Source organism: Geodermatophilus sp. SYSU D00697 (assembly GCF_054050175.1).
The window spans coordinates 178,716-203,226 of the sequence record NZ_JBJGYV010000005.1; the positions used below are offsets into that span (position 1 = coordinate 178,716).

Here is a 24,511-nt window from a genome sequence, read left to right on the forward strand (position 1 = left end):
GACTCGAGACGTGAGCGTGGACCGGCCGCGCCCGGTGGCCGGGTACCCCGACCCCGAGCTCGCCCGGCTCCGCTTCGACCTCGCGATCGACGCCGCCGGCATCGGCAGCTTCGACTGGGACCTGGTCACCGGCCGGCTGACCTGGGACGACCGGCTGCTGGCGATCTTCGGCCACGACCGCGCGACGTTCGACCAGACCATCGACGCCTTCGCCGCGCGGGTGCACCCGGACGACCGGGATCGGACGCTGGCCGCCCTGCAGGGCGCGATCGACACGTGCGGGGAGTACGACGCGGAGTTCCGCATCGTCCTGCCCACCGGGGAGACCCGCTGGGTGCAGGGCCGCGGCCGCGCGCTCGCCGACGCCCACGGGGTCGCCGTCCGCCTGCTGGGTGCCGGCTACGACACCACCGACCACCGGCACGCCGACGCCCGTGTCGCCCGGGTGCTGGAGTCGATGAACGCGGCGTTCTTCGCCCTCGACCGGCAGTGGCGGTTCTCCTACGTCAACGCCGAGGCCGAGCGGGTGCTGGGCCGCTCCCGCGCGGAGCTGCTCGGTGGCGACATCTGGGAGCTCTACCCGCATGCCGTGGACAGCGACTTCGAGGTCCACTACCGCGGGGCGGCGGCCACCGGCGAGGAGCGGGTCTTCGAGGCCTACTACCCGCCGCCGCTGGACGCCTGGTACGAGGTGCGGGCGTGGCCGGGCCCCGACGGGCTGTCGGTGTACTTCCTCGACGTCACCGAGCGCCGGGCGGCCGAGGAGCGGGCGCGCGCCGGCGCCGCCCGGCTGGCGATGATCGCCGAGGTCAGCGCGGTGACCGCCGAGACGCTGACCGCGGGCAAGGGTGAGGAGGCCGCGCTGCAGCGGCTCGCCGAGGCGGTCGTCCCGGTGCTGGGCGACTGGGCGATCGTCAGCCTGGCGGGGGAGGACGGCCGGATGCGGGACGTCGGCTCCTGGCACGGCGACCCCGCCGTCCGGCCCACGGTGGAGCGTTACGCGAGCCTCCGCCTCGCCGCCATCCGCCCCGACGCGCCGGTCATGCGGGCGCTGGCCTCGGGCCGGACGCTGACCGTCGATGACGTCGCCGCCACGGTGGGCGACACCCTGACCGGTGAGGCGGCGGAGCTGTTCTGGCAGCTGGCGCCGCGGACGGCGGTGACCCTGCCGCTGTCGGCCCGCGGGCGCACTCTGGGTGCGCTCAGCGTCTACCGGTCGCCGGACCGGCCGCGGGTGGGCGCCGACGACGTCGCGGCCGCGCAGGAGGTCGCCTCCCGGATGGCGCTGGCGCTGGACAACGCCCGCCTCTACGAGCAGCAGCGCAGCCTGGCCGAGGGCCTGCAGCGCAGCCTGCTCACCGAGCCGCCGTCCGCCGACTCCGCGGAGATCGTGGTGCGCTACCTGCCGGCGGTCCAGGTCGCCGAGGTGGGCGGCGACTGGTACGACGCCTTCCTGCAGCCGGGCGGGTCGACCGTGCTGGTCATCGGCGACGTCGTCGGTCACGACACCGCCGCCGCGGCCGCCATGGGCCAGCTGCGCGGGATGCTGCGCGGCATCGCGCACCGGCCCGACGTCGGCCCGGCCCGGGTCCTCGCCGACCTCGACGCCGCGATCGAGGGCCTGGGCATGCGCACGATGGCGACCGCGGCCGTCGCGCGGGTCGAGCAGACGCCGGAGCAGCGCGCCGCCGGGCTGACCAGCCTGCGCTGGTCCAACGCCGGGCACCCGCCGCCGCTGCTGCTGCACGCCGACGGGCGGGTGGAGGAGCTCGCCGGGGAGCGCCCGGAGCTCATGCTGGGCGTCGACCCGGCCGCCCGGCGCAGTGAACACGTGGTGACCTTCCGGCGCGGCGCCACCGTGCTGCTCTACACCGACGGCCTGGTGGAGGGGCGTGACCTGCCGCTGGACGAGGGCATCGCCCGGCTGCGCGGCGCGCTGGCCGAGCTGGGCAGCCTGCCCCTCGAGCAGTTCTGTGACGCGGTGATCGAGCGGCTGCGACCGGAGGGCCTGCAGGACGACATCGCCCTGGTCGCCATCCGGCTGCACCCGCAAGGCTGAGGTCGGCGGGCCGGCCACTCGGTCGTGGTGCGGTGCCAGGAGCGGGGCCCGGAGGGTTCCCGACGAGGGTCGCGGGTGGGCTCAGCTCAGGTCGGGACGGCTCCTGGCCGTGGTGTCAGGGCGCCAGCAGGGCCCAGACGTGCTTGGCACCGGCGGACACGTACCAGCCGTGGTCGGTGGCCAGCTCGGCGATGAGGTACAGCCCCAGGCCGCCCTCGCTGGGGTCGCGGCCCACCGCGGGCGTCGGCGGCGTGGCGGCCGCGCTGTCGGAGACCTCGATCAGCCAGCCCGCCCCGGTTCCGCGGACCGCCGCCGCCACCCGACCACCACCGTGCCGCAGCGCGTTGGAGGCCATCTCGTCGAGGGCGAGCACCAGCCGGTCGCGGAGGTCGGCCGCGGTGGGGTCGGCGGCGCTGAGGTGCCGACGCAGCTCCGCCCGGACCCGCGGCAGCTCGGCGACGTCGGCGAGCTCCCACCGGAGGCCCTCGTGGGCCGCCGGAGGAGTGGCCGACGGCCAGACCGGCCGGGCCGTCTCCCGTGTCACGCCGCTGGTCCCCTCACGTGCTCGTCGCCCGGAGGCGCACCTCGCTGCGGCCCGCGGGTGAGCCGAACACCTGCGTATGGCACCACCGGACGCCCGCTAAACCTGTCTGTAACGGGCGTCACACCGTGCCCAGCTCGGCCAGCTTCCGGACGGTGTTCCAGTTCCGCGAGGTCCCGGGCACGCCGAGCAGCGTGTCCCAGCGCCAGGACGCCAGCGGCGTGCCGGCGATCCCGTCGGGCAGCCAGAGCAGCAGTTCTCGCCCGACGACCCGGTACTCGCCGCGGTCGGCCGGGGGCAGCGCGGCCACCCGCTCGGGGTCGGGCGGCCGGCGCAGGAAGGTGACGAGCAGCCGAGCCGGGTCCGTGGCGACGGCACCGAGCGGGTCGGCGGCCACCAGGTCGGCGACCTCCGTCCCGGTACGGACCACGACGGGGACCTCGAAGCCGAACCGTTCCCGCAGCGCCGCCTCGACGTCGGCGGTCAGCTCGTCGGCGGACAGCGGGCTGTCCAGGACCACGTTGCCGCTGCGCAGGTGGGTGCGGACGCCGCCGTGGCCGCGCGCGGTCAGGGCCTCCCGCAGCTCGGGCATCCCCATCTGCCGCGCGCGCCCCAGGTTGACGCCCCGGAGCAGCACCACGTAGCGCGTCGGCACGGGCGGCACCGTAGCGCCCCGACCCGGGGGTCCCCGCACCGCAATGGCGACGACACCGGCCCGGAACACGGCTCAGCGACCCTGCTGGCGGACCGACGCCCAGCCCCAGGAGTCCCGATGACGACCACCGAGCCGACGACCGCCCCCGCCTACGACCGCGCCGACCCCGATGCCCGCCCGCCGTGGACCGTCGCGGTGCCGCTCGGGCTGCAGCACGTCCTGGCGATGTTCACGTCGAACCTCACGCCGGCGATCCTCCTGGCCGGCGTCATCGGCGCGACGACCGGCGAGGCGGTCCTGCTGGTCCAGGCCGCGCTGCTGTGCGCGGGGCTGGCCACCCTGCTGCAGACCGTCGGCATCGGCCCGGTCGGCAGCCGGTTGCCGCTGATGATGGGCTCGGGCTTCGCGTTCATCGCCGTCGCCGTGCCGCTCGCGGGGGAGTACGGGCTGTCCGCCGTCCTCGGCGGGGTGCTGGTGACCGCCGCCGTCCAGGTGGCGATCGCGCTCGGCATCCACCGCATCGCGTTCCTCTTCCCGCCCGTGGTGACCGGGACGATCATCCTGGTGATCGGGCTGGGACTGCTGCCCAGCGGCGTCAACCTGGCCGCCGGAGGCGTGGGGTCACCCGACTTCGGCTCGCCGGTGAACCTGGGCGTCGCCGCGCTCGTGCTCGTGCTCACCGTGGTGCTCAACCAGTTCTGCCGCGGGCTGCTGTGCACCGCCTCGGTGCTCGTCGCCGTCGTCGTCGGCTACCTCGTCGCGATCCCGCTGGGCCTGCTGGACCTCTCCGGCGTCGGCGACCGGCCGCTGGTGGCCGTGCCCACCCCGTTCGAGTTCGGGGTGTCCTTCCCGCTCGTCGCGGTGCTCTCGATGGCCGTCGTCGGCGTGGTCAACATGGTCGACTCGGTGGGCACCGTCCACGCGGTCACCGAGGGCGGGGCGGGGCGCCCGGCCACCTCCCGCGAGCTGCGCGGCGGCATCCTGGCCGAGGGTGGCAGCGCCGTCCTCGGCGGGGTGTTCGGCGCCCTGCCGACGACGATGTTCAGCCAGAACATCGGCCTGGTCGCCCTCACCAAGCAGATGAGCCGCCACGTGGTGACCATCGGCGCGCTCGTCCTCGTCGGGCTGTCCCTGCTCCCGCAGGTCGCGGCGGTGCTGGCCGCGATCCCGCCGGCGGTGCTCGGCGGGGGCGTGCTGGTCCTGTTCGGCATGGTGTGCGCGATCGGCGTGCAGTTGCTGAGCAAGGACGGCCTGGACACCCGCGGGCTGCTGATCGTGGCGCTCTCGGTGGGCCTGGGCCGGGGGATCGCCGCCGCGCCGGACGCCGTGGACCGGGTGACCGGCGAGTGGGGGGCGCTGTTCGACTCGGGGATCGTCGTCGCAGCCGTGGTCGCCGTCGTCCTCAACCTCGTGCTGCCCGGCCGGTCCCGCCGCCCGGTGCCCGCGGCCTGACGGCGCGGGGCCTCAGCCGAGCAGCGGGTCCCAGGCCCCGGTGGTCACGCTCAGCGCCACGGCGGCGGCGCAGACGGCGACCGCGCCGGCGACGAACCAGCCGTCGCGGGCGCGCAGCACCGAGCCCCGGGCGTTGGAGCGGGGGACGCCGGAGTCGAACCCGCGGGCGTCCATCGCCGTCGCCAGCCGGGTCCCGCGCCGGATCGCCGCCACCAGCAGGGCGAACGCCGTGCCGGCGAGCAGCCGGGCCCGGGCCGCCGGGTTCGCCCCCGCGTCGACACCCCGGGCCCGCCGGGCCAGCCGGATGGTCTCCCACTCCGCGGCCAGCAGCGGGACCAGGCGCAGCGCGGCCAGGGCGCCGTAGGCGAACCGCGTCGGCACGCGCCAGTGCAGGGTGAGCGCGTCGGCCAGCCGGACCGGGTCGGTGGAGGCCACGAGCAGGATGCCTGGCAGCGCCAGCGCGATCACCCGCAGGCCCCAGGTCCCGCCGCTGAGCCAGGCGGCCGCGCCGTCGGCCGCGCCGAAGGCGACGTTGACCCAGGCGACCCCGGCCGCGCTGAGCAGCAGCGGCCAGGTCCGGCGCAGGACCTCCCGCGGGGTGGTGAGGCCGGCGGCCGGCAGCAGCGCCAGCTCGGCGGCGAGCACCACCGCCGGGGTGACCGGGTCGCCGCTGACCAGGAGCACGACGGTGAGGACGGCGATGGCGCCCAGCTGGGCGACCGGGTTCACCGCCGACAGCGGGACCGGGCGCACCGGGCCGAGGGCGAGCGGCGCGGTCACGGGACCGCCACCGGGGCCCCGAGGCTCAGGACGTCGTCGGCCAGTGCGGCGACCACGTCGGCGTCATGGGTCACCAGGCACAGGGCGCGGTCGTCGTCCTGCTGCTCGGCCAGCAGCGCCACGAGCTCCGACCAGGTGTCCCTGTCCTGGCCGAAGGTCGGCTCGTCGAGCACCAGGACCGGCGGGCGGGTGGCCAGCGCGGTGGCGACCGACAGCCGCCGCTGCTGCCCGCCGGAGAGGGTGAAGGGGTTGGCGTCGGCCAGCGGCGCGAGGCCGAGCCGCTCGAGCAGCTCGTCGGCGCGCCGGTGGGCCGCGCCCTCGCCGGCGCCGGCGCGCAGCGGGCCGAGCGAGAGCTCGTCGCGCACCCGGCCGGTGAGGAACTGGTGCTCGGGGTGCTGGAAGACGGTGCCGACCCGCGCGACCAGCTCGCCGGCCCGCCAGCGGGACGGCGGCCGGTCCGGGCGCCGCAGCCCCGCCGTGAGCGCCGGCCCGGCGGTGACCCGGCCGGTGGTCGGCCTCCGCAGGCCGGCCAACAGCAGCGCCAACGTGGACTTGCCGGTGCCGTTTGGTCCGGTGACGGTCAGGGTCCGGCCCGCCCGCAGGACGGCGTCGACCGGCGGCAGCGCCGGGGTGGCCGCGCCGCGGTGGGTGTAGCCGGCCGCCTCCGCCGCCAGCAGCACCGCCCCGGCGGGATGCGTCCGCCGGTCGGGGAACCGCAACGGAGCCGGTGCCCACCCGGGACCGTGCTCCACCACGCCGCCGTCCACCCGCAGCTCGACGACGCGGTCGACCAGCGGCAGCCAGGACGCGGCGTCGTGGTCGACGACCACCAGCGTGGCGCTGCGGTCGGCGACGGCCCGGGAGACCGCGCCGCGCACCAGCTCGGCGCCGTCCGGGTCCAGCTGGGCGGTCGGCTCGTCGAGGAGCAGCAGGCCGGGGCGGGGGGCGAGCGCGCCGGCCAGCACCAGCCGCTGCTTCTGCCCGCCCGAGAGCGCGCCGGTCGCCCGGTCCCGGCCGAGGTCGAACCCGACCGCGGCCAGGGCGGCGTCCACGGCCGGCCCGATCGCGGCCGGCGGGGTGCCGACGTTCTCCAGCCCGAAGGCGACGTCGTCCCCGGCGCGGGTCATGACCAGCTGCGAGTCGGGGTCCTGGAAGACCATGCCGACGCGCTGCCGCCGCCGGTCGGGCCGCTGCCCGTCGACGGTCAGCTCGCCGACGGCGTCCCCGCTCTCGGGCTCCAGCAGTCCGCCCAGCGCCCGCAGCAGCGTGGACTTGCCCGCCCCGGAGGCGCCGGTGAGCAGCACCCGCTCACCGGGGGCGACCACCAGGTCGACGTCCCGGACCGCCCAGGCCCGCCGGGTGGCGTGCCGGAAGCCCCACCCGGCCAGCCGGACGGCGGCCGGGGAACCGTCGGTCAGCGTCAGACCCGGGTGCGGCCGGAGGCGAACGCCGAGAGCGCACCGCTGGCGGCCAGCGCCCGGGTCAGCGCCGTGCTGCCGAGCCCGGCGATGACGGCGGTGCTGGCCACGACCAGCGCCACGTAGGTCGTCTTCCAGCCCGCGGTCCAGTCCGGGTAGTAGTAGACGAGGTCGAGGACGGCGGCCATCGCGCCGGCCAGCGCCGCGGACAGCAGCGCCTGCGGCCAGCCGAACCGGCGGTACCGGGCGACGGCGAACCCCGCCTCGCCGGCCAGGCCCTGGAGCAGGCCGTAGACGATCGTCGTCGTCCCCCACGCCGAGCCGAGCAGGGCGGAGACGATCGCGGCGACCAGCTCGGCGAACAGGCCGGCGCCGGGCTTGCGCACCACCAGCGGGGCGAGCACGGCGGGGATGAGCCAGACGCCGTACATGAACGCCTGCGCGGGCGGGAAGGCGGCGAAGGCCGTGCCGGTGCCCGCCCACAGCAGGCCCCAGGCCCAGAAGACGACGCCGAAGGCGACGCCCAGGACGGCGGTGACGACGATGTCGACGGTGCGCCAGCGCGCACGCGCCCCGCTGGGCGCAGCCGACGACGGACGGACGGCCTGCTCGGCCATGACTTCCTCCAGACTCCCTGCGCCGGCATGACCCGGATCAGGTTCGAGGGTCTGCGGGATCCCGCACTCTCAGCGCCGAAGCGCTCCCCTGCTGTGTGTTCGGTTGTGCTGCCAGCCTAGCCCGCTGCGCCGCTGCCGCCGTCCGCCGGTGTCCCCAGTCCGCCGGTGCCCCCGTGATCATGGCGCCCGACGCCCTCACCCCACCGCGAGCCTGCGAGCGGTGGGGCGAGGGGGTCCTTCACCCGAGGACGAAGCCCAGCAGCAGGTGGGCGTTCAGGCCGATGATCAGCGCGGCGACGACCGCACCGGCGATCGTGGTGACCGGCCGGTTGACCCAGTTCCCCATGACGGAGCGGCGGGCGGTCAGCCACAGCAGCGGCACCAGGGCGAACGGGATGCCGAAGGAGAGCACCACCTGCGACCAGACCAGCGCCGTCGTCGGGTCACCGCCCAGGACCAGCACCGCCAGGGCCGGCGCCAGGGTGATCAGCCGGCGGGCGAGCACCGGGATGTGCCGGCGCAGGAAGCCGGCCATGACCACCTGGCCGGCGTGGGTGCCGACCGACGAGGAGGCGAAACCCGAGGCGAGCAGGGCGAGGGCGAAGGCGAGCGCGGCCCCGGTGCCCAGCTGGTCGCCCAGCCCGGCGTGCACGCTCTCCAGCGAGGCGATGCCGTCGTCGGCGGTGAACAGCTGGGCGGCGATCACCAGCATCGCGGCGTTGACCAGCCCGGCCAGCCCCATCGCCACCAGGACGTCGATCCGCTGGGCCTTAAGCAGCCGGCGGCGGCCGGACGCGGTGCGCCCGGCGGTGACCACGTCGCCGTAGCGGCCCGGGGTGAGCGCGGAGTGCACGTAGATGACGTGCGGCATCACCGTCGCGCCCAGGATCCCGGTGGCCAGCAGCAGGCTCTCCGACCCGGAGAACGAGGGCACCAGGCCGCCCGCGACCCCGCCCACGTCGACGCCGGAGCCCACCAGCGTGTAGCCGAAGCCCAGGCCGATCACCAGCAGCAGCCCGGCGATCACCCGCTCGAAAGGCCGGTGCCCGCGGGACTGCGCGGCCAGCAGCACGAACGCCACGACCGCGGTGATGACCCCGCCGATCGGCAGCGGCACCCCGAAGAGCAGGTTGAGCGCGACCGCGCCGCCGACGATCTCGGCCAGGTCGGTGGCGATGGCGACCGCCTCGGCCTGCAGCCACAGGCCCCGCGTCACCGGGCGGGGCAGCTGCTCGCGGCAGAGCGTGGCGAGGTCCCGCCCGGTCGCCAGCCCGAGCTTGGCGGTGAGCGACTGGATGAGCATCGCCATGAGGTTGGCCGCCACGATCACCCACAGCAGCGTGTAGCCGAACGTGGCGCCGCCGGAGAAGTTGGTCGCGAAGTTGCCCGGGTCGACGTAGGCCACCGCGGCGACGAAGGCCGGGCCCAGCAGCGGCCAGATGCGCCGCCGTCCGCTCGTGTCGCGGCCCGGTCGGGGGGCGCCGACGAGGGTGGTGGGCAGGACGGCGGCCTCGGTCTTCGAGAGGTACACGGCGGCCTCGCAGCGGTGGAGCGGGTGGGTGGGCGCTCCTTCCTGTGCCCGTCGCGGGTGACACGCCGGGGCCAACGTGTGGCCCCCGGGGGCCGAGGTGAGGCTGTCCTACGCGGTGCCGGTGCCGGTGCCGGTGCCCCGCCGCTGCGCCGCCGCGACGACCGCCCCGATCCGGCGGGCGTGCGCGCCGCGCCAGTAGACCCGGCCGCACGCCGGGCAGCGGGAGAACTCGTGGTAGGTCCGCCGCGTACCCGGCGGCAGCCGGTCGGCGATCTCCGCCTTGGCGACCGGCTGCAACGCGGCGCCGCAGGCGGTGCACCGGGTGAGTGGCGCCAGCGGGGGAGCGAACCGGTCGAGGACGTCGGCGAGCTGGTCGTCGGGGCGGGCGCCGCGCACCAGGGCTCCGGAGGGCAGCGCCCGCCGCATCAGCAGGCCGCGGTCCTGGGTGAGCAGGACGCGCTCCTCCGCCGCCGCGCGGGCCACGAGGTCGGGGTCGTCGGCGTCGTTGGACCACGCGGCGTCCAGGCCGAGCAACCGCAGCCGGCGGGCCAGCGCGCCCAGCCCGACGTCCAGCAGGAAGCCACCCGACGCCAGCGGCTGCGGCCGGGCCGCCTCCGTCACCTCCACGGTGCTCCCCGGCCGCGTCCGCTCGGATGCGGCGGTGGGGGTCCCGTCGACCCGGAGGCCACCGACCTCGGTCAGCGGCACCCCGGCGGCCTGGACGACGTGGCCGAGCGTGGCGTCCGGGTCGAACCGCATCCGCCGGACACCCCGGTGCCGGTCCCGTCCCGGCAGGAGGAAGCGCAGCGACACCGGGACGACGACGTCGACCGCCTCGGTCACCGTGCGCCTGCCGCGGGGTTCATGAGCTCCCGTGGCTGTCATCAGGCGATGCCCATGGCCTGATCCCGCGCCACGGTCCGCTCCTCGCTCGCTGGCGCTCGCTGCGATGCTCCCGTGGCTGTCATCAGGCGATGCCCATGGCCTGATCCCGTGCCACGGTCCGCTCCTCGCTCGCTGTGCTGTCGGCTCGCCTCGCTCGCTGCGATGCTCCCGTGGCTGTCATCAGGCGACGACGCGGAGGGTCTCCATCGACGGGTCCGCCGCGTCCGGGACGAGCATCCCGGCCCGGACGCCGCTGGTCAGGTAGTCGACGACCTCCTGGCCGATCCGCTGACCGGGCGCCAGCACCGGCACCCCCGGCGGATAGGGGCTGACCATCTCCGCGGCGACCCGGCCGACCGCCTCGGCCGCCGGGACCTGCTCCGCGCGGGCGAAGAAGGCCTCCCGCGGGGTCATGGCCTGCTCGAGCTCCAGGGCCGGCGGCGAGGGTAGGTCCACCCGCGGCGGGCGCTCCATCGACGGGGCGGCGTCCACGAGCGCGCGCAGGGCGTCGACCAGGACCTTCTCGGTCTCGTCGTCATCGGCGTGGGTGAGCCGGGCGTTGACCCGGGCGGTGTCGGCCGAGCCCAGGTCGACGTGGCAGTCGGCGCGCAGCCAGTCGCCGGCCTGGAAGCCGGTGATGCCCAGCCCCGGACGTCGATGGTGATCGCCAGCGGGTCGAGGTCGAAGGCGCCGCCGGTGCCGATGACCTCGCGGCCCATGACCTCCAGGCCCGGCATCCCGGCGACGGCCTCCCGCACCCGCAGCGCCCGGGCGATCGCCGTCCCCAGCAGGTCGCGGCCCTGCTCGACCATCTGCCGCCGCCAGCCGTCGAGGGTGAGGTAGACCAGCGCCGAGGAGCTGGTCGTGCCGAGCAGGTCCTCCCGCTGCTCGAGCACGTCCGCACTGACCCGCTCGCCCTTGAGGTGGAACACCGAGCTCTGCTCGATCGCCCCGCCCATCTTGTGCGCGCTGGTCACGACGACGTCCGCCCCGGCGTCCATCCCCCAGGCCGGCAGGTCCGCGTGGAACGGCAGGTGGGTGCCCCAGGCCTCGTCGACGATGAGCGGCAGGTCGCGCTCGTGGCAGGCCTCCGCGACACCGGCGATGTCGGCGCAGGTGCCCCAGTCGGTCGGGGTGATCAGCAGCATCCCCTTGGCGTCGGGGTGCCGGGCCAGCGCCCGGCGGACGTCCTCGGGCTCCGGCGGGTGGGCCAGGTGCCGCTCGGCGTCGACGGCGTCGGCCATGAGGTCCTCGGCCTCGGTGGTGATCGCCTGCGACTCGCGCCGGTCGTCGAGCCCGTTGAGCGACAGGACGTCGGAGGCGAACACGCCCTCGCCGACCACCTCGACCACCCGCGGGTCGGCGCCGCGGCCCTGCTTGTGGCCGGGCGGGCCGTGGACGACGTCCCCCCGGCGGCGGAACTCCTGCAGGGCCTCGAGGACGGGTACGCGCGAGTGGTCCAGGGCGAGCCCTACCCGACGAGGCGGGGCAGATACTTGAAGTCTCAAGCAACCTCGCGCAGACTGGGCCCCGTCGACCGGAGACAGGAGCCCGACCATGCCCATCCAGCGCCTCAACCACGCCGTCCTCTACGTCCGTGACGTCGCCCGCAGCCATGCCTTCTACCGCGACGTGCTCGGCTTCCGGGTGAAGATGGAGATCCCCGGCGCCGCGGTGTTCCTGCAGGCCGAGGGGTCGAGCAACGACCACGACCTGGGCCTGTTCCAGATCGGCGCGGGCGCCGGCGCCTCCGAGGCCGGCCGGCGCACCGTCGGCCTGTACCACCTGGCCTGGGAGGTCGACACGCTCGCCGAGCTCGCCCGGATCCGCGACGCGCTGCTGCAGGCCGGGGCGCTGGTCGGGATGTCCGACCACGTGACCACCAAGGCCCTGTACGCCCACGACCCGGACGGTCTGGAGTTCGAGGTCTCCTGGCTGCTGCCGGCCGAGTTCATCACCCCCGAGCTCCTGGAGGGGGCCGCCATGACCTCGCCGCTGGACCTGGACCGGGAGATCGCCCGGTACGGTGCGCACACCCGCGGTGGCGTGGGCGTCTCCGTCCCCGCCTGAAGACGACCCCCTGCCCCCCACCGCGACGATCATGGTGCTGGGGTGGCGACACGCCGTCGGCGGTCGGCATGTCGCCGCCACAGCGTCGTGATCGCCGCCGCAGGAGGGTGGGGCACGATGCCCTCCCGTGATCCCTGACGAGCTGGTCGCCGGTGCGCTGCGCCTGCGGCCCTGGCGGGCGGACGACGTCCCTGCGGTGTTCGCCGCCCTGCAGGACCCGGCCTGCCGGCTGTGGAGCGGGGCGGGCACCGTGTCGCGGGAGGACGCCGCCCTGATGGTGCGGGTGCGGATGGACCCGGCCCTCGAGGACCGCGCCGCGTGGGCCGTCGTCGATCCCGCGGGCGCGCTGCTCGCGTCGGTGTCCCTGCACTCCATCGACCGCGGGCGGGGTGACGCGGAGGTCGGCTACTGGACCGTGCCCGCGGCCCGGGGGCGTGGCGTGGCCCCCGTCGCGGTCGACGCCGTCTGTCGCTGGTCCTTCCCCGCCCTCGGCATCGACCGGGTGGAGCTGTGCCACGCCGTGGAGAACGCCGCCTCGGCACGGGTCGCGGAGAAGGCCGGCTTCAGCCTCGAGGGGCGGCTGCGCCGCTCGTACCGCTACGGCGACGGGGTCGAGCACGACGAGCTGCTCTGGGCGCGCCTCTCCGACGACCCGCCACCGGCGCACGGCTGACGAGCAGCCGCAGCTGTTGGGCGGCGGCCTCGGCGGGCGCCGTGCTCCAGTCGTCGATCACCGTGTTGATCGTCGCGGTGCCCGTCGCCGGCCACGAGGTCCGTTCCTGCCGAGGACCGCACCGGTCCGGCCCCTTGACGCATCGGGATCTGACATCTGAGATGTCAGTTGTGTCCCTCGCTCCGGTCGGCCGCGTGCTGCTGCGCGACGTCGCCCTCGTGCGCATCCGGGAGGCGATCGTCTCCGGCGACCTCGCGCCCGGGGCGGTGGTCAAGGACGCCGAGCTGGCCGCCCGCCTCGGGCTGTCGGTCGCCCCGGTGCGCGCGGCGCTGGCCCGGCTGGCCGACGAGGGCCTGGTCGAGGCCAAGCCGCAGAGCCACACGCGGGTGACGCCGCTGCGGGTGCGCGACGTCCGCGACGCCGCCGCCGTCGTCCGGGCGATGCACGAGCTCGCCGTCCGCGAGGCGGTGCCGGTCACGACCCCGGACGACGTCGCCGCCATGCGGGCGGCCAACGAGCGGTTCGCCGCCGCGGTCGCGGCCGGGGACGTCGATGCGGCGCTGGCCGCCGACGACGAGCTGCACGCCGTCCCGGTCGCCCGCTGCGGCAACGCCGCCGTCGCCGCGACCATCGACCGCTACACCCCCGCCGTCCGACGGCTGGAGCGGGCCCGCTTCGCCGCGGCGCACGGCCGGGAGTCCGTCGTCCTGCACGACCGCCTGATCGCCGCCTGTGCGGCCTCCGACGTCGACGCCGCCGTCGCCACGACCACCGAGATCTGGACGGCGCTGCTGTCCGAACTGGAGGAGACCCCCGATGGCCCTGTCTGACTACCCCCGCCACCCGCTGCTGTTCGGCCCGTCGCCGGTGCACCGGCTCGACCGGCTCACCGAGCACCTCGGCGGCGCCGCGGTGTGGGCCAAGCGGGAGGACGTGAACTCCGGCATCGCCTTCGGCGGCAACAAGACCCGCAAGCTCGAGTACCTCGTGGCCGACGCGCTGGCGCAGGGCTGCGACACGCTGGTCTCGATCGGCGGCGTGCAGAGCAACCACACCCGCCAGGTGGCCGCGGTCGCCGCGCGGGTCGGGCTGCAGTGCGTGCTCGTGCAGGAGAGCTGGGTCGACTGGCCCGACGCCGTCTACGACAAGGTCGGCAACATCCTGATCAGCCGGCTGGCCGGGGCCGACGTCCGGCTGGTCAAGGCCGGCTTCGGCATCGGGTTCAAGGAGAGCTGGGAGGCCGCGCTCGCCGAGATCGAGGCCCGCGGTGGCAGGCCCTACGCGATCCCGGCCGGGGCGAGCGACCACCCGCTGGGCGGCCTGGGCTTCGCCGGCTGGGCGGAGGAGGTGGCCGCGCAGGAGGCCGAGCTCGGCGTCTTCTTCGACACCGTCGTCGTGTGCTCGGTGACCGGCTCCACGCAGGCCGGGATGGTGGCGGGCTTCGCCAAGCTGGAGGAGGACGGCGGCCGGCCGCGGCGGGTGCTCGGCATCGACGCGTCGGCCAAGCCGGCCGAGACCCGGGAACAGGTGCTGCGCATCGCCCAGCGCACCGGCTCCCGGATCGACCTGCGCCGGGAGCTCACCCGCGACGACGTCGAGCTCGACGAGCGTTTCCACGCCGGGGTCTACGGCATCCCCGACGAGACGACGATCCGCGCGATGGAGCTCGCCGCCCGCACGGAGGGCATGGTCACCGACCCGGTGTACGAGGGGAAGTCGATGGCCGCGACGATCGACCTGGTCGGCCGGCGCGAGATCGACCCGTCGTCCACGGTGCTCTACGCCCACCTCGGCGGCCAGCCGGCGCTCAACGGCTACAGCGCGCTGTTCTCCTGAGTGTGCAGCGCGGAGTGCGAGGAGCGAGGGATCCTCGTCCCTCGCACTCCGCTCAGGCGGCGCGAGGCCGACCCGGCAGTCGCGGGCGGGAGGCCGGCGCCGGCCGCGAGCGGACACGACCGCTCACAGCGGAACGGCCAGCTCCGACTGCTCCAGCGCCGCGCGCAGGTCCGTCCGCCACGGCGCCAGCTCCGACCCGGCCAGGACGACGTCGCGCACGAACGTGTGCCAGACCGGCGCGCGCCGCACCATGCTGTGCCCGCCGGCGATGGTGAACCGGGCGATCCGGGCGCCGGCGTCCCGGGCCCGGACGGCGAACTCCGCCGACAGCGCCGCCGGCACCCAGCGGTCGCCCCGCCCGTGCAGCACCGCCACGGTCCGGTCCCGCAGGTGCTCCACCGGCTCGCCGGGCGGGGTCCACGGGGCCAGCGCGCACACCGCCCGCACCGATGCGTCCCCGCCGGCGCGCAGCACCGCCCGGCCGCCCATCGAGTGGCCCACCAGCACCACCGGGACGTCGTCGCCGTGGCGGGCCCGCAGCTCGTCGAGGGTCCAGCGGACGTCGGCGTAGGCGTCGGCCGCCTCCGCGTTCCAGCCGGCCACCCGGTAGCGGACCAGGTACGTGCCGACCCCCTGCCCCGCGGTCGACGCGCGGACGAACTGCTCGATCGCCCGCATCCGCAGCAGGGACAGCGCCCGCTCCCGCGGCGGCTCGACGCTGGCCACCGTGCCGCCGTGGCAGAACACCGCGAGCGCCCGCAGCGGCCCGGGCGGCAGGACGGAGTCGAGGGCGGGGCCGGCCGTCACCGGCGCCGTCGGCGGCGCTCGCCACGGAGCGTGGCGCGGGCCCGGTCACCGAGGTCGCCGGCGCGGTAGAGCCCCCGGGTGAGCGCGGTGGACCCGGTGCGCCGCTCCAGGGCGCGGCCGGCCCGGCGCAGCAGGCCGGAGGTCAGCGGGACGACGACGGAGAGCACCAGCCACATGCGGAAGCGGCGGGTCAGGAAGAGCCACATGGGCACCAGACTGCCCCGAACCCCGCGAGCTCAGTCGGGGTCGGGTGCCAGCCGGACGACCATCTTCCCGGTGTTGGCCCCGCGCAGCAGGTCCAGGAACGCCGGGACGGCGCTCTCGATCCCTTCGTGGACGGTCTCCCGGACGACGAGCTCGCCCGACCGGAGCCAGCCCGAGACCGTCCCGGTGAACTCCTCCCGCAGGTCGCCGTGGTCGCCGACGAGGAACCCGCGCAGGGTCAGCCGCTTGCCCACCATCAGCGAGAGGTTCCGCGGCCCGGGCGGCGGCTCGACGGCGTTGTAGCCGGAGATCGACCCGCACAGCGCCGCCCGCCCGTGCACCCGCAGCACCCCGATCGCGGCCTCCAGGTGCGCGCCGCCGACGTTGTCGAAGAAGACGTCGATGCCGTCGGGTGCCGCCTCGGCCAGCGAGAGCGCCACCGGGCCGTCGTGGTGGTCGAAGGCGGCGGTGAAGCCGAGCTCACCGGTGAGCCAGGCGACCTTGGCCGGGCTCCCGGCGCTGCCCACGACCCGTCCGGCGCCGCGCAGCCGGGCGAACTGCCCGACCAGGCTGCCCACGGCGCCCGCGGCGGCGGAGACGTAGACGTCCTCCCCGGCGGTGAACCCGGCGATCCGGAACAGCCCGGTGTACGCGGTGAGGCCGGGCATGCCGAGCACCCCGAGGAACCACGAGGGCGGGACGTCGGTCAGCGACGGCAGCCGGGTGACCGCCGCGGCGTCCAGGACGGCGACCTCCCGCCACGCCGCGTCGGTGAGCACCAGGGCGCCCTCGGGCAGGTCCGGCGCGCGGGAGGCGACCACCCGGCCGACCGCACCGCCCCGCATCACCTCGCCCACCTCCCAGGACGGCGCGTAGGACGGGGCCGAGCGCATCCGGCCGCGCATGTACGGGTCGACCGACATGGCCACCACGCGGACGACGACCTGCCCCTCGGCCGGGTCGGGCACCGGCACCTCGACCAGCCGGAAGTCCTCCGGCGTGGGCTCGCCGTGCGGGCGGGCGGCCAGGTGCCACTCGCGCGTCGTCCCGGCCATCGGTGCTCCTCCCGGCTCGGTGCTCCTCCGGGTCGATCCTGCCGCCGGGGCGCCGTCCCCGCCGTCCGGGTCGGGCGCTTGCCCTGCGCGCCTACGCTCGTAGCATGCTGTTCTCCCTGGTCGTCTTCGACCCGGCGGTGATCTCCTACGAGCAGCTGCTCACGGTCTTCTGGGAGGACCACGACCCGACCCAGGGCATGCGCCAGGGCAACGACGTCGGGACGCAGTACCGGTCGGCGATCTACGTCAACGGCCCCGAGCAGGAGGCGGCCGCGCTGGCCAGCCGGGAGGCGTTCCAGGCCCGGCTCACCGAGGCCGGCTACGGCGAGATCACCACCGAGATCGCGCCGCTGGGCCACTTCCACCACGCCGAGGACCACCACCAGCAGTACCTCCACGAGGTGCCCAACGGGTACTCCCCGATCCACTCGACGGGCGTCTCCTGCCCGGTCGGCCTCTCCGGCGTCTGAGAGAGGACCCCCTGCCCCCCACCGCTCGCAGGCTCGCGGCAGGCCCCTGCAGCGGGGCCGGTCGCGAGGAGCTGTTCGCGCAGCTGCGGCGCGAGCCGGACGTCGAGGCGCCGGACCTGGTCGCCGTCGACGCCACCGACCGGCTGCTGCTCGCCGAGGCCGGCGCGGCGATCGCGGCGGCCGGGCCCGGCCGGGTGGTCGTGGTCGACGACTCGCACGGCGCGCTGACCCTCGGGGCGGTGGGCGCCGGCGCCCGCGACGTCCGCGTGCACCAGGACCTGCTGGTGGGGGAGCTGGCCCTGGCCCGCAACGCCGAGCGCACCGGGCTGACCGGCACGTACCGCTCCCTGCCGCTCGCTCCCGAGCTGGTGGACGGCGCCCGCGTGGTGCTGGCCAAGGCGCCGAAGTCGCTCGACGCGCTGCGTGAGCTCACCGAGCTGGTGGCGGCGTCGGCCGACTCGGAGGTCACCGTCCTCGTCGGCGGGCGGGTCAAGCACATGACCCTCGCGATGAACGACGTCCTGGGGGTCGGCTTCACCGAGGTGCGCGCGACGCTGGCCCGGCAGAAGTCGCGGGTGCTCGTCGCCCGCGGGCCGCGGCCGGACGTCGCGCCGTCCTTCCCCCGCCGGCAGGTGCACGCCGACCTGGGCCTCACCGTCTGCGCGCACGGCGCGGCCTTCGCCGGGACGCGGGTCGACGTCGGTACCCGCGCCCTGCTCGCCGCCCTGGCCGACGCCGCCCCCGACGCGCGCACCGCGCTGGACCTCGGCTGCGGCACCGGCGTCCTCGCCACCGCGCTGGCGCTGGCCCGGCCGGGGCTCGTCGTCGACGCCAGCGACCAGTCCGCGGCCGCGGTCGCCTCGGCCACGGCGACGGCCGAGGCCAACGGGGTGGCCGACCGGCTGCGGGTGACCCGGGACGACGCGGCGTCCACCGTGCTCGACGGGAGCGTCGACCTGGTGGTCTGCAACCCGCCGTTCCACCTCGGCGCCGCCGTGGTGACCGGCGCCGCCGACCGGCTGTTCGCCGCGGCCGGCCGGGTGCTGCGACCCCGGGGCGAGCTGTGGACCGTCTACAACAACCGGCTGCCGCACCGGGCGGCGCTGCGCCGCCTGGTGGGACCGACCCAGGTGGTGGCCTCCGACCGCCGGTTCACCGTCACCGTCTCCACCCGCCGCTCGCGGTGACCGACGGGGTCGGAGGGCCCTGGCCGGATCGCCGCCCCGCGGGCCACGGTGCGGGGGCATGACGACGACCGAGACCCCTCCCGCGGGCACCGCCGACGACCTCGCCGGACGCATCCTCGCCGGGGTGACCGCCACCCTCGAGCTCGCCGCCGTGGACCTCGGCGTGGCGTTGGGCTGGTACCGCGCCCTGGCCGAGGCCCCTGCCACCGCGCCGGAGCTCGCCGACCGGACCGGCTCCGACGCCCGCTACGCCCGCGAGTGGCTCGAGCAGCAGGCGGTGGCGGGGATCCTCACCGTCGACGACGTCCGGGCCGAGCCCGACGCGCGGCGGTACGCCCTGCCGGCGGAGTACCGCGGCGTGCTGGTCGACGAGCTGGACCTCTCCTACATGCCGCCGTTCGCCCGCGTGGCGATGGCGTTCGTGCGCAACGTGCCCCGGCTGCGCGAGGCCTACCGCACCGGCGCCGGGCTGAGCTGGGCGGAGATGGGCCGCGACGCCCGCGAGGCGCAGGGCGACGCGAACCGCCCGTACTTCCTGGGCCCGATGGCCACCGAGGACCTCCGCTCGCTCCCGGAGATCGACACCGCGCTGCGGGCCGGCGGCCGGGTCGCCGACGTCGGCTGCGGCATGGGTTGGTCGGCCATCGGGATCGCACGGGCGTACCCGCGGGCCCGGGTCGAGGGCTTCGACATCGACGAGCCCTCCGTGGAGCAGGCGCGGCGCAACGCCGAGGAGGCCGGCGTGGCCGACCGGGTGCGGTTCAGCTCCGTCGACGCCGGGTCGGCGGCCGGCGAGCCGGGCGCGTACGACCTGGTGACGGCGTTCGAGTGCGTCCACGACATGCCCGACCCGGTCGCCGTCCTCGGCGCGATGCGGCGGCTGGCCCGGCCCGACGGCACCGTGCTGGTCGTCGACGAGCGGGTGGCCGAGCAGTTCACCGCCCCCGGCGACGACGTCGAGCGGCTGATGTACGGCTACAGCCTCGTGTGCTGCCTGCCCGACGGGCGGTCCACCCGGCCCTCGGCGGGCACCGGGACGGTGATGCGCCCGGCCACCCTGGAGCGGTACGCGCGGGAGGCCGGGTTCGCCGGCGTGGAGGTCCTGCCGGTCGAGAACGACTTCTTCCGCTTCTACCGGCTGCAGATGTGAGGCAGATCACGGTTCGGCCACGTCCATGAACCCTGGAGCAGTTGCGCTGTAGTCACTCCACCGTCCGGCCGAAGCAGGGGCAACGGCGCGCACCTCCGCGCCGATCCCTGGTGCACAGGAGTGCCCGATGGCGCGCAGCCTCTGGTCCGACCGTCCCCTCGGCGTCAAGCTCGCGGCCCTCGTCGCCGCCGGCGCCGTCGTCCTCGCCGTCTTCGCGGTCATCGCGGTGCAGGCGTTGTCCGCCACCGGCGAGCGCACCGACGAGCTGCTCGCCACCACGTCGGCCACCGGCGCGGCGCTGGAGGCGGACATGATGCACGACGCCGTCCGCGGCGACGTCCTGTCCGCGCTGCTGGCCGCCGGCGGGCCCGAGCACCGCGCGGCCGTCGCCGACCTGGCCGACCACGCCGGCACCTTCCGCGCGGTGCTGGCGGCGGTCGCGGGCGCGGGGCTGGAGCCGGCCGTCGCCGCGGCCGTCGAGGAGGTGACGCCCGAGGTCGAGGCCTACCTCGCCGCCGCCGACCGGATCGTCTCGCTGGCCGGCGCCGACCCGGTCGCGGCCCGGGCCGCGTACCCGCAGTTCGCCGAGGCGTTCGCCGTCCTGGAGGACGACCTGCCCGCCGTGGGCGAGGCCGTCGGCCGCGAGGCGGCGGAGGCCGCCGCGCAGAGCGCCGACCAGCGGAGGACGGCCATCACCCTCTCCGTCGTGGTCGCCGTCGCCGGGGTGCTCGTGCTCGGTGCCCTCGGCTGGGGCGTGACCCGGTCGGTCGTCGGGCCGCTGCGCCGTGTCGAGGCCGTCGTCACGCGCATGGCGGACGGCGACCTGCGCGGCTCGGCCGGGGTGACCAGCCGCGACGAGGTGGGGCGGATGGCGGCCGCCCTGGAGGCCTCGATGGCGAACGTGCGGGCCGTCCTGGCCACCATCGGGGACACCTCGACGACGCTGGCCTCGGCGACCGAGGAGCTGTCCGCGACCGCGCAGGACATGACCCGGCTGGCCGATGAGTCCTCGGCGCAGAGCGGGGTCGTGGCCGAGGCGGCCGGCCAGGTGTCGGTCAACGTGCAGACCGTCGCCGCGGGCTCGGAGCAGATGGGGGCCTCCATCCGGGAGATCGCCCGCAACGCCAGCGAGGTGGCGCGGGTCGCCGGGCAGGCGGTGCAGGTCGCCGATGCGACGAACGCGACCGTGAGCAAGCTGGGGGAGTCCTCGGCGGAGATCGCCGGGGTCGTGCAGGTGATCACCGCGATCGCCGAGCAGACCAACCTGCTGGCCCTGAACGCGACCATCGAGGCCGCCCGCGCCGGGGAGGCCGGCAAGGGCTTCGCGGTGGTGGCCAACGAGGTCAAGGAGCTGGCCCAGGAGACGGCCAAGGCGACCCAGGACATCACCGCCCGGGTCGAGGCCATCCAGGGCGACACCTCCGGCGCCGTCCGCGCGATCGGGGAGATCTCCCGGATCATCGGCCTGATCAACGACTCGCAGGGCACCATCGCCGCCGCCGTCGAGGAGCAGACGGCGACCACCACGGAGATGAACCGCAACGTCGCCGAGGCGGCGACCTCGGCCGGCCAGATCGCCGAGAACATCGCCTCGGTCGCCGGCGCCGCCGGGGCCACCACGAGCGCGATGACCGACGCGCGGACGGCGATGGACGAGGTGGCACGGATGGCCGCCGCGCTCAGCGCCTCGGTGGGCCGCTTCCGCTACTAGAAGGACCCCCTGCCCCCCACCACTCGCAGGCTCGCGGCGGGCCCCTGCAGGGGGCCGCGTCCTCCTCACCGCTCGCACGCTCGCGGCGGGCCTCGGGGCGGGGCTGCCCCTGCCCCCCACCACTCGCAGGCTCGCGGCGGGCCCCTGCAGCGGGCCGCGTCCTCCTCACCGCTCGCACGCTCGCGGCGGGCCTCGGGACGGGGCCGCCCCTGCCCCCCACCACTCGCAGGCTCGCGGCGGGCCCCTGCAGGGGGCCGTTCAGCGGGCCGGGCGGCTGCTGCGCGTCCGGACCGGCGGGAGCGTGGACCAGGGGAAGTCGATCCACCTGTCGGTGCGGCGCCACACGTAGTCGCAGCGCACCACCGACTGCGGCTTCTCGTAGACCACCGCCGTCCGGACCTCGGTGACGTGGCCGGCGCAGAAGTCGCGGACCAGCTCGAGCGTCTTGCCCGTGTCGGCCACGTCGTCGGCGACCAGGACGTGGGCGCCGGTCATGTCGACGACGTCCAGCGTCGGCGGCAGCACCACCGGCAGCTCCAGGCGCTCGTCGACCCCGGTGTGGAACTCGACGTTCGTCACGGACAGGTTCTTGACGTCGAGGGCGTAGCCCAGCGCGCCGCCGAGGAGGCCTCCCTGCAGGGTCCCGCCACGAGCGTGCGAGTGGTGGGGGGCAGGGGGGTCCTTCTACTGCTCGGCCAGCTCGCGGGCGGCGGTCCCGAACAGCTCGTAGGTCAGCGTCTCGCGCTCGCTCACCGCGCGATCGTCGCAGCAGCGCCTCTGGGCAGCGCCCCGGGGAGCCGGGCAGGGTGGGGTCATGACGACGTCGCGCCGCCTGCCCCCTGCCGTCCGCCGGGTCCTGCCCTGGTTGCTCGCCTGGTGGGCGCTCCAGGCGGTGGTGGCCGTCACCGGGCGGCTGGTCGCCCGCCGCAAGGACGAGGGCGACGAGAGCACCGCGGGCATCCGCCGGGTGGTCGCCGTCGGGGGGCTGGAGCTGCGGCCGGCCAACCCCGAGCTCTCGCGGGTGCGGATCGACCTGGTGATGGGCGGCGGCGAGCTCGACCTCACCGGGGTGCCCCGCGTCCCCGGGGGTATCGACCTCACCGTGCGGGCGCTGATGGGCGGGCTCGGCGTGCGCGTCCCCTCCGACTGGCGGGTGTGGTGGTCCTTCCGCGGCGTGGGCGGGATCGGCATGGAGCAGGGAGCCGGACTCACCCGCACCGACGACGAGCGCGGCGCCGACCTGCGCATCCACGCCGACGTGCTGTTGGGCGGCATCGGGGTCGAGGCGGCGGCGACGGCTCAGCCGTAGAGCGTCGCGCAGGGCAGCCGGCCCTCGAGTCCCTCCCGGGTGATCCTCAGGCCGAAGCGGCGCTCGGCGAGGTCCGCGCAGGCCGCCGCCGGCCGCGGCCCGCCCTCGCCGAGCGGCCCGCCCTCGCGCAGCAGCCCGACCGCGGTCAGCACGTCGTCCAGGGCGTGCGGCTCCCGGCCCCACCGGAACTCCGGGACGGTGACGTCGAAGCCGGTCACGTAGGCGCCGTCCCGCGCGTGCAGGCAGGAGCTGACCGCCGCGGTGACGCAGAGGGCCAGGGCCTCCCCGCCGCCGGCCGTCAGCCGCTCCAGCACGGCGGGGTCGCCGCCCCGCACCGTCGAGGCCTCCACGGCGTACAGCCAGTCCTGCGCGGTCCCGACCCGGACGGCGGGCACGCCTGCGTCCAGGGCCTCGCGCAGCGTGCACCCACGCCGGTCGAGCCCGCCGGCGTCCAGGGCGGCCAGGAGGTCCTCGACCCCGGGCCCGCGCACCGCCGTCAGCGTGAGCGGGACGTGGCCGGCCACCCAGTCGGCGAACCAGTCGAACCGCCCGGCCACGGCGTCAGCAGAAGCCCGGCGTCCCCCGCCAGGCCGCCTCGGCCGGCGGGAGGTCGTCGCGCAGGACGGTGCCCTCGATGAGCCCGTAGGGACGGTCGTCGGCGTGGTAGACGACGCCGGGGTTGTCCAGCCCGAAGACCGAGAGGTCCTGCAGGAAGTGGTGCCGGTTCGGCATCGACATCCGCACCTCGGCCACGTCCGGGTACCGCTCGAGGACCGCCTCGCCCATCGCGTACAGCGTCTGCTGCAGCGCCAGGGAGTGGGTCGCGGCGAAGGTCTCCAGCAGCGTCGTCCGGACCCCGGCGAAGACCTCGTCGAAGTCCAGGTCGGCGCTCGTGTAGCGCCAGCGCGCGGTCACCGCCGTGGCGAGGATCCGCTCCCGGGTCTCGGCCAGCGTCGTGTACCGGTCGCGCGGGAAGCCCCAGAACTCCGAGCCGGTGGTCTTGAGGACGACGAGGTCGCGCAGGCCGGCGAGCACGTGCACGTCGTCCCCGTCCACGGTCACCACCGCCGTCCGGACCTCGCCGCCGTCCCGCCGGAACGAGTGGTCGTGCGGCCGGCCGCCGACGCCGATCCGGTCCCAGCCCGCGGAGTCGATCGCCACGCGCGCCCCGGTGATCCACGGGTGGGCGCCGGCGAAGTGCCGGGCCAGCCGCAGCCCGAACGACTCGATCGCGCCGACGCCGTCGCGGGCGAAGGCGAAGACGGTGTTCTTCTGGGTGTCGGTGGCGAGCACGTGGGCGTTGTCGCCGGCGGTGTGCGCGGCGGTGAAGTCCCCGCGCAGGCTGGTGCTCACGTTCAGGTCGACCAGGGTGTGCCGCGGGCTGCTGCGGTCGACCGCGACCACCCGCACCTCCGCCTTGCCGTACTGGTTGGGGCCGAGCCGGATCGCCATGGGCGGCACTGTTGCACGTGGAACGTTGCGTGCGGATGACGCGCGGTCACCCCAGCGCCGCGGCGACCCGCCCGGCCAGCTCCACGATGCGCCGGGCACCCGAGCCGTCCGGGTCCTGCTCCGGGTCGTAGATGGCCAGGCTCCAGCCGGCACAGCCGGGGACACCGAGCGCGGCCAGCAGCAGGTCGGTGAGCTGGGGCCAGGTCAGGCCACCGGGGTCGTCGGGCACGTCGGGCAGGCCCTGGGCCGGGAACTCGACCGGGTCGAGGACGTCGAGGTCGACGTGCAGCCACGAGGAACCCGCCGCGGCCGCCACGTGCGCCGCGGCGGCCCGTCCGCTGCCCGCTGGATCGGCGGCCACCTCGTCGGCGTCCCGGAACCCCACGCCGAGGTCCCGGAGCGACCCGACGTCGAACCGCCGCCGCCACTCGGCGTCCCGCGGCCCGAGCACCGCAGGCGCGGCCGGGTCGAGCACGCCGCAGCGCCGGCTCGTTGAGCAGGCCGGTGTCCGCGCCACGGCGGGGATCGGGGGCCGGCAGGTGGAGCAGCCTGTCGCGTGCGCCGGGGAAGGCGCCGGCCGGCCCGGCCCGGCGCAGCGCCGCCGCGGCGAGCGCCTGGTTGCCCGGTCGCCCGTACCCGTCGAACGGGA

At 76.1% G+C, this 24,511-nt stretch carries 28 protein-coding genes and 1 riboswitch; of the genes, 11 read left to right on the forward strand and 17 right to left on the reverse strand.

The genetic code is table 11. The features are described 5' to 3' along the window. The first annotated feature begins 10 nt into the window (after positions 1-10). Positions 11-2,059, forward strand: a complete 2,049-nt coding sequence (locus ACI79C_RS07085; RefSeq protein ID WP_456944921.1) for a SpoIIE family protein phosphatase — start codon at positions 11-13, stop codon at positions 2,057-2,059. Between the two features lie 115 nt (positions 2,060-2,174). Here ACI79C_RS07085 and ACI79C_RS07090 read toward each other — a convergent pair whose 3' ends face one another. Beyond that, complete coding sequence (locus ACI79C_RS07090) at positions 2,175-2,603, reverse strand: ATP-binding protein (RefSeq protein ID WP_456944922.1); 429 nt, start codon at positions 2,601-2,603, stop codon at positions 2,175-2,177. 118 nt (positions 2,604-2,721) lie between these two features. Beyond that, positions 2,722-3,255, reverse strand: a complete 534-nt coding sequence (locus ACI79C_RS07095; protein WP_456944923.1) for a DUF1697 domain-containing protein — start codon at positions 3,253-3,255, stop codon at positions 2,722-2,724. 117 nt (positions 3,256-3,372) lie between these two features. On the opposite strand from ACI79C_RS07095, the gene ACI79C_RS07100 reads away from it, so the two are divergent. Next, the gene (locus tag ACI79C_RS07100; protein WP_456944924.1) at positions 3,373-4,707 is read left to right on the forward strand and encodes a uracil-xanthine permease family protein; all 1,335 of its coding nucleotides are present in this window, start codon (positions 3,373-3,375) and stop codon (positions 4,705-4,707) included. A gap of 12 nt (positions 4,708-4,719) precedes the next feature. On the opposite strand, the gene ACI79C_RS07105 is transcribed toward ACI79C_RS07100, so the two are convergent. The 7 genes from ACI79C_RS07105 to ACI79C_RS07135 form a co-directional block, all read right to left on the reverse strand. Continuing rightward, positions 4,720-5,487, reverse strand: a complete 768-nt coding sequence (locus tag ACI79C_RS07105) for an energy-coupling factor transporter transmembrane component T family protein (RefSeq protein ID WP_456944925.1) — start codon at positions 5,485-5,487, stop codon at positions 4,720-4,722. Further along, positions 5,484-6,875, reverse strand: coding sequence for an ABC transporter ATP-binding protein (locus tag ACI79C_RS07110; RefSeq protein WP_456944955.1), 1,392 nt, complete (start codon positions 6,873-6,875; stop codon positions 5,484-5,486). The genes ACI79C_RS07105 and ACI79C_RS07110 overlap by 4 nt, the downstream gene beginning before the upstream one ends. A gap of 32 nt (positions 6,876-6,907) precedes the next feature. Further along, positions 6,908-7,522, reverse strand: coding sequence for an ECF transporter S component (locus tag ACI79C_RS07115; RefSeq protein WP_456944926.1), 615 nt, complete (start codon positions 7,520-7,522; stop codon positions 6,908-6,910). Beyond that, positions 7,519-7,622: riboswitch (TPP riboswitch) on the reverse strand. Its footprint overlaps the gene before it by 4 nt. 138 nt (positions 7,623-7,760) lie before the next feature. Then, on the reverse strand, positions 7,761-9,053 hold the full coding sequence (locus ACI79C_RS07120; protein WP_456944927.1) for an Nramp family divalent metal transporter: 1,293 nt from the start codon (positions 9,051-9,053) through the stop codon (positions 7,761-7,763). A gap of 108 nt (positions 9,054-9,161) precedes the next feature. Next, positions 9,162-9,896 carry a Mut7-C RNAse domain-containing protein gene (locus ACI79C_RS07125; RefSeq protein ID WP_456944928.1) on the reverse strand — a complete coding sequence of 245 codons (735 nt, stop codon included), beginning with the start codon at positions 9,894-9,896 and terminating at the stop codon, positions 9,162-9,164. 222 nt (positions 9,897-10,118) lie between these two features. Next, the gene (locus tag ACI79C_RS07130) at positions 10,119-10,352 is read right to left on the reverse strand and encodes an Orn/Lys/Arg family decarboxylase (RefSeq protein ID WP_456944929.1); all 234 of its coding nucleotides are present in this window, start codon (positions 10,350-10,352) and stop codon (positions 10,119-10,121) included. After that, positions 10,349-11,446, reverse strand: coding sequence for a hypothetical protein (locus tag ACI79C_RS07135; RefSeq protein WP_456944930.1), 1,098 nt, complete (start codon positions 11,444-11,446; stop codon positions 10,349-10,351). Before ACI79C_RS07135 ends, ACI79C_RS07130 begins: the two co-directional genes overlap by 4 nt. Positions 11,447-11,495: 49 nt before the next feature. On the opposite strand from ACI79C_RS07135, the gene ACI79C_RS07140 reads away from it, so the two are divergent. The 4 genes from ACI79C_RS07140 to ACI79C_RS07155 all read left to right on the forward strand — a co-directional run bounded on the left by ACI79C_RS07140 (position 11,496) and on the right by ACI79C_RS07155 (position 14,517). Then, the gene (locus tag ACI79C_RS07140) at positions 11,496-12,008 is read left to right on the forward strand and encodes a VOC family protein (protein WP_456944931.1); all 513 of its coding nucleotides are present in this window, start codon (positions 11,496-11,498) and stop codon (positions 12,006-12,008) included. Positions 12,009-12,135: 127 nt separating this feature from the next. Continuing rightward, entirely contained in the window at positions 12,136-12,681 is a 546-nt protein-coding gene (locus tag ACI79C_RS07145; protein WP_456944932.1) for a GNAT family N-acetyltransferase, read from the forward strand. A gap of 170 nt (positions 12,682-12,851) precedes the next feature. After that, positions 12,852-13,511 carry a GntR family transcriptional regulator gene (locus ACI79C_RS07150; RefSeq protein WP_456944933.1) on the forward strand — a complete coding sequence of 220 codons (660 nt, stop codon included), beginning with the start codon at positions 12,852-12,854 and terminating at the stop codon, positions 13,509-13,511. Beyond that, a complete protein-coding gene (locus tag ACI79C_RS07155; RefSeq protein WP_456944934.1) occupies positions 13,498-14,517 on the forward strand; it encodes a 1-aminocyclopropane-1-carboxylate deaminase in 1,020 nt (339 codons plus the stop codon). The genes ACI79C_RS07150 and ACI79C_RS07155 overlap by 14 nt, the downstream gene beginning before the upstream one ends. Positions 14,518-14,640: 123 nt before the next feature. Here ACI79C_RS07155 and ACI79C_RS07160 read toward each other — a convergent pair whose 3' ends face one another. From ACI79C_RS07160 to ACI79C_RS07170, 3 genes are read right to left on the reverse strand one after another with little or no spacing between them, the layout of a single operon-like run. Beyond that, complete coding sequence (locus ACI79C_RS07160) at positions 14,641-15,324, reverse strand: alpha/beta fold hydrolase (RefSeq protein WP_456944935.1); 684 nt, start codon at positions 15,322-15,324, stop codon at positions 14,641-14,643. Next, positions 15,321-15,530: a hypothetical protein gene (locus ACI79C_RS07165; protein WP_456944936.1), complete on the reverse strand. Its 210-nt coding sequence runs from the start codon at positions 15,528-15,530 to the stop codon at positions 15,321-15,323. The genes ACI79C_RS07160 and ACI79C_RS07165 overlap by 4 nt, the downstream gene beginning before the upstream one ends. A 30-nt stretch (positions 15,531-15,560) precedes the next feature. Next, positions 15,561-16,583 carry an NADP-dependent oxidoreductase gene (locus ACI79C_RS07170; protein WP_456944937.1) on the reverse strand — a complete coding sequence of 341 codons (1,023 nt, stop codon included), beginning with the start codon at positions 16,581-16,583 and terminating at the stop codon, positions 15,561-15,563. 104 nt (positions 16,584-16,687) lie between these two features. Here ACI79C_RS07170 and msrA point away from each other — a divergent pair, with 104 nt between their 5' ends. The 4 genes from msrA (at position 16,688) to ACI79C_RS07190 (ending at position 21,101) form a co-directional block, all read left to right on the forward strand. Continuing rightward, a complete protein-coding gene (gene msrA / locus ACI79C_RS07175) occupies positions 16,688-17,053 on the forward strand; it encodes a peptide-methionine (S)-S-oxide reductase MsrA (protein WP_456944938.1) in 366 nt (121 codons plus the stop codon). Positions 17,054-17,253: 200 nt separating this feature from the next. After that, positions 17,254-18,240, forward strand: coding sequence for a class I SAM-dependent methyltransferase (locus ACI79C_RS07180; protein WP_456944939.1), 987 nt, complete (start codon positions 17,254-17,256; stop codon positions 18,238-18,240). A 58-nt stretch (positions 18,241-18,298) separates the two neighbouring features. Next, positions 18,299-19,390: a class I SAM-dependent methyltransferase gene (locus ACI79C_RS07185; protein ID WP_456944940.1), complete on the forward strand. Its 1,092-nt coding sequence runs from the start codon at positions 18,299-18,301 to the stop codon at positions 19,388-19,390. Positions 19,391-19,517: 127 nt separating this feature from the next. Beyond that, complete coding sequence (locus tag ACI79C_RS07190; protein ID WP_456944941.1) at positions 19,518-21,101, forward strand: methyl-accepting chemotaxis protein; 1,584 nt, start codon at positions 19,518-19,520, stop codon at positions 21,099-21,101. A 258-nt stretch (positions 21,102-21,359) separates the two neighbouring features. Here ACI79C_RS07190 and ACI79C_RS07195 read toward each other — a convergent pair whose 3' ends face one another. Together ACI79C_RS07195 and ACI79C_RS07200 are read right to left on the reverse strand one after the other, a co-directional pair. Continuing rightward, positions 21,360-21,740, reverse strand: a complete 381-nt coding sequence (locus ACI79C_RS07195) for a phosphoribosyltransferase (protein ID WP_456944956.1) — start codon at positions 21,738-21,740, stop codon at positions 21,360-21,362. Positions 21,741-21,785: 45 nt separating this feature from the next. After that, the gene (locus tag ACI79C_RS07200) at positions 21,786-21,917 is read right to left on the reverse strand and encodes a hypothetical protein (RefSeq protein ID WP_456944942.1); all 132 of its coding nucleotides are present in this window, start codon (positions 21,915-21,917) and stop codon (positions 21,786-21,788) included. Here ACI79C_RS07200 and ACI79C_RS07205 point away from each other — a divergent pair. Then, positions 21,916-22,410: a hypothetical protein gene (locus ACI79C_RS07205; protein ID WP_456944943.1), complete on the forward strand. Its 495-nt coding sequence runs from the start codon at positions 21,916-21,918 to the stop codon at positions 22,408-22,410. The genes ACI79C_RS07200 and ACI79C_RS07205 overlap by 2 nt on opposite strands. Here ACI79C_RS07205 and ACI79C_RS07210 read toward each other — a convergent pair. Genes ACI79C_RS07210 through ACI79C_RS07220 form a run of 3 tightly spaced genes read right to left on the reverse strand, consistent with a single transcriptional unit; the run spans position 22,401 to position 24,379 of the window. Continuing rightward, the gene (locus ACI79C_RS07210; protein WP_456944944.1) at positions 22,401-22,967 is read right to left on the reverse strand and encodes a DUF6461 domain-containing protein; all 567 of its coding nucleotides are present in this window, start codon (positions 22,965-22,967) and stop codon (positions 22,401-22,403) included. The two genes, ACI79C_RS07205 and ACI79C_RS07210, sit on opposite strands and share 10 nt — an antisense overlap. A 4-nt stretch (positions 22,968-22,971) precedes the next feature. Further along, entirely contained in the window at positions 22,972-23,862 is an 891-nt protein-coding gene (pucL, locus tag ACI79C_RS07215) for a factor-independent urate hydroxylase (protein WP_456944945.1), read from the reverse strand. A 46-nt stretch (positions 23,863-23,908) separates the two neighbouring features. Next, a complete protein-coding gene (locus tag ACI79C_RS07220; protein WP_456944946.1) occupies positions 23,909-24,379 on the reverse strand; it encodes an arginase family protein in 471 nt (156 codons plus the stop codon). Between the last annotated feature and the right edge of the window lie 132 nt (positions 24,380-24,511).

What these genes read in the sequence shown, in the direction of transcription:
- ACI79C_RS07155 (WP_456944934.1), top strand. Translation starts at nt 13,498, where the DNA reads ATGGCCCTGTCTGACTACCCCCGCCACCCGCTGCTGTTCGGCCCGTCG.
- ACI79C_RS07165 (WP_456944936.1), bottom strand. Translation starts at nt 15,530, where the DNA reads ATGTGGCTCTTCCTGACCCGCCGCTTCCGCATGTGGCTGGTGCTCTCC.
- ACI79C_RS07205 (WP_456944943.1), top strand. Translation starts at nt 21,916, where the DNA reads ATGACGACGTCGCGCCGCCTGCCCCCTGCCGTCCGCCGGGTCCTGCCC.
- pucL (WP_456944945.1), bottom strand. Translation starts at nt 23,862, where the DNA reads ATGGCGATCCGGCTCGGCCCCAACCAGTACGGCAAGGCGGAGGTGCGG.
- ACI79C_RS07185 (WP_456944940.1), top strand. Translation starts at nt 18,299, where the DNA reads ATGACGACGACCGAGACCCCTCCCGCGGGCACCGCCGACGACCTCGCC.
- ACI79C_RS07200 (WP_456944942.1), bottom strand. Translation starts at nt 21,917, where the DNA reads ATGACCCCACCCTGCCCGGCTCCCCGGGGCGCTGCCCAGAGGCGCTGC.
- ACI79C_RS07170 (WP_456944937.1), bottom strand. Translation starts at nt 16,583, where the DNA reads ATGGCCGGGACGACGCGCGAGTGGCACCTGGCCGCCCGCCCGCACGGC.
- ACI79C_RS07190 (WP_456944941.1), top strand. Translation starts at nt 19,518, where the DNA reads ATGGCGCGCAGCCTCTGGTCCGACCGTCCCCTCGGCGTCAAGCTCGCG.
- ACI79C_RS07115 (WP_456944926.1), bottom strand. Translation starts at nt 7,522, where the DNA reads ATGGCCGAGCAGGCCGTCCGTCCGTCGTCGGCTGCGCCCAGCGGGGCG.
- ACI79C_RS07100 (WP_456944924.1), top strand. Translation starts at nt 3,373, where the DNA reads ATGACGACCACCGAGCCGACGACCGCCCCCGCCTACGACCGCGCCGAC.
- msrA (WP_456944938.1), top strand. Translation starts at nt 16,688, where the DNA reads ATGCTGTTCTCCCTGGTCGTCTTCGACCCGGCGGTGATCTCCTACGAG.
- ACI79C_RS07140 (WP_456944931.1), top strand. Translation starts at nt 11,496, where the DNA reads ATGCCCATCCAGCGCCTCAACCACGCCGTCCTCTACGTCCGTGACGTC.
- ACI79C_RS07130 (WP_456944929.1), bottom strand. Translation starts at nt 10,352, where the DNA reads ATGACCCCGCGGGAGGCCTTCTTCGCCCGCGCGGAGCAGGTCCCGGCG.